The 5,243-nt window shown below is 46.5% G+C and carries 2 protein-coding genes; both read left to right on the top strand.

Going from position 1 to position 5,243, the window contains the following annotated elements; all coding sequences use genetic code 11:
* Positions 1-315 precede the first annotated feature (315 nt).
* The gene (gene gghA / locus RH949_RS05975; RefSeq protein ID WP_446352217.1) at positions 316-2,778 is read left to right on the top strand and encodes a glucosylglycerol hydrolase; all 2,463 of its coding nucleotides are present in this window, start codon (positions 316-318) and stop codon (positions 2,776-2,778) included.
* A gap of 210 nt (positions 2,779-2,988) precedes the next feature.
* Positions 2,989-4,698 (top strand): bicarbonate transporter BicA, encoded by a 1,710-nt coding sequence (bicA, locus tag RH949_RS05970; protein ID WP_446352216.1) that lies wholly within the window; start codon positions 2,989-2,991, stop codon positions 4,696-4,698.
* Positions 4,699-5,243 lie beyond the last annotated feature (545 nt).

Here is a 5,243-nt window from a genome sequence, read left to right as displayed (position 1 = left end):
GGTTATCGTGCAAGCTAAGCCGAACTATTAAGTATGTTCAGCGTTCGACTGAGCGCTCACGCCGAAGTCTTAGCTTGTTCGATGACTGAGCGGGCTACTAAAAACCCAGACCTCAGCTCTTAGCAGGTCTGGGTAGTTTATCTAATTGGATTTCATCCTTCAGAGTGTTGGGATCAACTAGAAACGTGTTTTACTCTCAGAGAAGCTGTGGGACTGTTAAACTTGACGGGAATTGCCGTACAGGTAAACCGATTCCGAAAGTCAGGATTCAGTCACCCGTACAGCAGTTGGGTAGTGGTTGCGAGAAAAGTTATTGTGAAAGTTGATACGAAACCGTCAATTCAATTGGTTGAAGATGCCACCCAAGAACTCATAGATTGGGCAGCTACCATTGAACATTCAGACGCCACCTATTTTGAAAAAGCTCAAGCCATAGCCGGACGCTTGGGGGCGCATTACCGTGCTGATGGGTTAACCGAAATTGGCTTCTGGACACCCCGGTTATTGGCGCAGGTGATGCGGAAGATGGAAATCTATCTGGAAGTCTTAACCCCCCTTGAGCCGATTGATTGTCGGGCGGTTGAGCAAACCGTCTCCTTTCGTCGCGATCGCCTATTCTTGAAACAAGAAGGGGAATACCATTGGGGTGTGGTTGCTGGAATGCGCCCCGGAAACCGTGAGCAGATGGGATCATTCTACTGGCTGCGCTTTGTCGATCAGCAAGGGAACCTACAAGCGATTCGGGATACGATTCCCTATTCCATGCCTTATGGGGTGTTTGGACCGGCGGAACTGTATGATATGGCAAGCTTACAGCAAAAACGAGCCGATCTGGATTACTTCAAAGCCACCAGCGTCCGATCTGATCCCCTAACGCTTCCGCGTGTGCCAGCCCCCCGGAACATTTTACAGCTTCATATTGGCACCGCCTCTCAGGAGGGAACGGTTGAGGGATTAACCCGTATTTATCGCCAAATTGCTAGTAAATTAGCCGGCAATCTTCCCTTAACCCCAGCCGAAGAAAACTATGTGGGGTACGACTCGGTTCAGCTATTACCCATAGAACCCACGATTGAGTACCGAGACGAATACAGTCCAGAAAGTGAATTTTTTGTCTGTACGGCTGAAGAGGGAGATGATCTGCAAATTAAACTGACTAAACCCCATACCCAGGATTGGGGTTATGACGTGCCAATTTTGGGATCGAGTGCTACAAATGCAGCGCTTTTGGGTAGCTTGCGTCCTGATGAATTGGTAGACTTTATCGCCACCCTGCATAATTTTCCCACCGGTCCAATTCAAATTATCTATGACCTGGTGTATGGTCATGCAGATAACCAATCGGAGTTACTCCTGCATCGCCAGTTCCTCAAAGGTCCGAATATGTACGGTCAAGACTTGAACCATCAGTTACCGACGGTACGGGCAATGTTTTTGGAAATGCAGCGGCGTAAAATTAACACGGGCGCTGATGGGGTACGGATTGATGGGGGTCAAGATTTCCGCTTCTTTAATCCTCTGTCTGGACTGGTGGAATATGATGATGCCTATCTACTGGCGATGAGTGATGTGGTTCAGGATATTGAAGGGCATCAACGACTCTTATTCACCATTTTTGAAGATGGTCGTCCGTGGCCTGCTGAAGGATGGGAAGATATTTCGACGTACCGGGAATTAATTCACCTGAAACCGGAATCGTTCCAATGGGGACCCCTGATTTTTGCCCATAACACCCCAGCCTTGGAAAAGTTTTGGGATCGCAAATGGCGACGGGTTTGTGAGGTGATCTTTGAAGGAGATCATTGGATCACGGGTTGTGGTAATCATGATACCGTGCGCCGAGGTAATCAAATTCCGCTAGATGCCCAGATTAATTGGAATTTAGGCAGTACGCTGCCAGAGGTGTTAAATAATGCTTATGATAACCCGGCGGTGACGCTGTGGGTGTATGGGTTCAGTCCCGGATTGCCCATGGACTTTATCAATGCGACAATGCACGCCCCGTGGATGTTTTTCCGCAATACCGATGAACGCTATGGGGTCAAGGTGGTTTCTGAGGAAATTGGGTTCTTGGATTGGCAAGTGACGCCCGAACTCTACGACGCACCGGAAAGTTTCAGTCGGTTGAAGTCCTTGGGATTTAGTCAGCTAGAGGAATTGCGGGAGTTTGGCAGGGCGCTGCAAGTTGCCATGACTGAAAAGGACTACAATCTCGCCGAAGTGGTTCAGGCTTGCCAGTTCTGTTTGGGAGACAATACGGATCAGTGTGATATTGAGCCGCTGAAAAAGTTGAATAAGCCAGAAATGGTGAATTTCTTGAAAGGGTTGACCCTTGAAAAGCTCAAGTCATTCGCGTTGATGTTCATGGAAGACTGTTACGAACTGTGTAATGTCTCTCACTATGAGGACAAGCTTGATGCAGCAAGAACAGAGTATAACCTGAGCTTGCGTCGTTTCCGCCATGCTCATCCCTGGTTAGGTCACAATTTAGCTGGAATTGATCGATTCAATAAAATCAGTGATGAGGAACGGACGGTATATTACGGGGTTCGCAGTAATCCTGATGATCATGATCAACAAATCGCCATAGTCGCGCACATGGGGGGAGAACCGATAAAGGTTACTGTGGGAGACTGGTTGCAATTGGATATGAACGAATGGCAAGTCGCGATCGCGTCTCCGGGTTTGGATGGTGGCGATCGCTTGGCAGATTTACGCTGCTTTGAGTTAGCCGATTCTCAAGCGGTGCTGTTAAAGCGAGTGGCTAAATCTGAATAGTCTCAGGTTTTGGACATATTTATCGTAGGGACACGATATATTGTGTCCCTACTCTATTTTGTTGCAAATTGTAAAATGACCATGATACACTCTATGGAAATCATAAATTTCCTTGTGGGTATTCATCAACAATCCCTATTCCCTGGCGCGTAGCGCTATATAAGTTATTCCTTTGGGTAACCGTAATTTGTTAATCGAGAACACTATTTCATGCAAATAACCAATCAAATTCACGTTCGTAACCTCAAAGGAGATATTTTTGGCGGGTTGACGGCGGCTGTTGTTGCCTTACCCATGGCATTAGCCTTCGGAATCGCTTCGGGCGCTGGTGCGGCGGCGGGGTTGTGGGGGGCAATATTAGTTGGATTTTTTGCCGCTTTATTTGGGGGTACACCGAGCCTTATCTCTGAACCAACCGGTCCAATGACGGTTATTTTAACCGCTGTAATTGCTGGACTTCAAGCGAATAATCCGGACAATTATCTCGCCCTGGCATTTACTGTGGTGATGATGGCAGGAGTCTTTCAAATTATCTTTGGGGTATTACGATTGGGGCGATATATTACGATGTTGCCCTATAACGTTATTTCCGGATTTATGACCGGAATTGGCGTGATTCTAATTTTTCTGCAACTGGCTCCTTTCTTAGGACAAGAAACTCCGTCTGGGGGTGTCTTGGGTGTAATCCAAAATCTGCCTACTTTAATCACAAATATCGATCCTTGGGAAACAATTTTAGGAGCCATCACCTTAGCGATTCTGTTCTTTTACCCGTCCCAATTTAAAAAAGTGATGCCGCCTCAATTGGTGGCTTTAGTGATTGGGACAGCCATTTCGCTGATTTTCTTTAGTGGTGTTGAGATTCGCACAATTGGCACGATTGGAGAAATTACACCGGGTTTGCCTGAGCTACAAATGCCTGCTTTTACACCCGGAAATGCGCGGTTAATGTTCGTTAATGCAATTGTGTTGGCGACAGTAGGTTCTATCGATTGCCTATTAACCTGTCTCGTGTCCGAAAGTCTAACTCGACAAGACTGCAAGTCCAACAAAGAGTTAGTTGGTCAAGGTGTTGCTAATTTAATTACGGGTCTATGTGGTGGGATCGCCGGGTCTGGAGCAACAACAGCGACGGTGGTGAATATCCAAGCGGGTGGACGCACGGCGTTATCGGGTATTTGCCGTGCTTTAGTGCTTTTCATCGTGGTGTTGTGGGCGGCTCCTTTAACCTCTGTTATTCCCCTCGCTGTCTTAGCTGGAATTGTTTTAAAAGTTGGGATGAATATCATTGATTGGGGCTTTCTCAAGCGGGTTCACAAAATCTCTTGGAAAGCAGCAGGGATTGTCTATGGTGTGGTACTGCTAACGGTGTTTGTGGATTTAATGATCGCTGTAGCCGTTGGGGTATTTATCGCGAATATATTAACCATCGAAAACCTATCAAAACTACAATCAAATGCAGTTAAAGCGATTACTGATGCGGATGATCAGATTGTTCTCACTGATGAGGAAAAGCACATTTTAGATGTGGCGAATGGGCGAGTTTTACTGTTCCATCTAAGTGGACCGATGATTTTTGGTGTCGCCAAAGCTATTTCCAGAGAACACAACGCCATTGTCAATTATGATGTTTTGATCGTCGATTTAGGTGAAGTTCCTATCCTGGGGGTAACGTCTTCCTTGGCGATCGAAAATGCGATTCAAGAGGCGATCGATCAAGGACGAGAAGTGATTGTTGTTGGCGCAACTGGGAAGATAAAAAGTAGGTTAGAAAAGTTAGGCATTGCTGGTTTAATTCCCGGACATCACTGGATGGGCGATCGCTTGACAGCACTACAAGAAGGTTTAGCGATCGTTCGTGAAAAACAAGGCTTCAGCTATGAGGAAAAGGGAGACCAGTTCACCAGTTCCCAGGCTTAAGAGTTTGTAGTTTGTTTGCGCTTTAGCGCTTTTAGATTAAGCTTGTCATGCATTTAAATTGGGTATTAGTAGCGAGCAAGATGCAAAGCCTGCGGCATGGCTTCGCTTAACGCACTACAAGGATTGCGCCCTTATTGACATTACGGTTTAAATGCCGAACAGCTTAGACTGGTCAATAAACATGGAGTCACCCATCATCTTGCTACAAAACCCGCCCGACTCCACCCTTTCACCCCGACATTTTAAAGGTGCGATCGCGGTTAACAATCAAATGAGTTTTGTGATCAGGTTTCAGGTGAATCGGAACATCTGATATCGGGACAGAAAATCCAATGTAGGGGCGGGTTTAGGGACAAAATTAATGGAGTCACCCATCATCTTTCTACAAAACCCGCCCGACTCCACTTTCACCCCGACATTTTAAAGGTGCGATCGCGGTTGGGAATCCGGTGGGTTTTGTTATCGGGTTTCAGGTTAATCGGAAAATCTGATATCGGGACAGAAAATCCAATGTAGGGGCGGGTTTAGGGATAAAATTAATGGAG

The organism is Coleofasciculus sp. A1-SPW-01 (genome assembly GCF_040217205.1).
Classification (GTDB): domain Bacteria; phylum Cyanobacteriota; class Cyanobacteriia; order Cyanobacteriales; family Coleofasciculaceae; genus Coleofasciculus; species Coleofasciculus chthonoplastes_A.
Note: the sequence above shows the minus strand (reverse complement) of the source record. Positions and strands in the feature narration are given on the sequence as shown.

Bases quoted from the DNA above. Each gene is read 5' to 3' on its own strand.
- bicA (WP_446352216.1), top strand. From the start codon at position 2,989: ATGCAAATAACCAATCAAATTCACGTTCGTAACCTCAAAGGAGATATT.